This is a genomic window from Pseudoalteromonas sp. GABNS16E, assembly GCF_028598715.1.
Lineage (GTDB): Bacteria > Pseudomonadota > Gammaproteobacteria > Enterobacterales > Alteromonadaceae > Pseudoalteromonas > Pseudoalteromonas atlantica.
In genome coordinates, this window is record NZ_JAQREZ010000210.1 from 1 (window position 1) to 255 (window position 255).

General features: G+C 45.1%; 1 protein-coding gene. It reads right to left on the reverse strand.

From position 1 onward, the window contains the following. Positions 1 to 255: efflux RND transporter permease subunit (locus PSI06_RS21315; protein ID WP_273588164.1), on the reverse strand; the 255-nt coding region annotated here is incomplete at both ends.

A 255-nucleotide genomic window follows, 5' to 3' on the forward strand; every position in this document is an offset into this window, starting at 1 on the left:
TATCGGCAACCACGCTTCCCATATCTCGATTTTGTACATTTGCTTGGATAACGACTCTTCGTTGTACATCATCGCGTCTAACTTGTGGTGGGCCTGACTCAAATGAGACTGAGGCTACGTCACCCAGCCGCACCCAAGCACCAGTAGGTGATTGAAGCCGAATATCAGCAATAGCTTCTTTGTTACTTCGGTACTCTTCCTCTATGCGAACGTAAATATCATAACGTTCATTACCATTGATTATTTGTCCGGCTT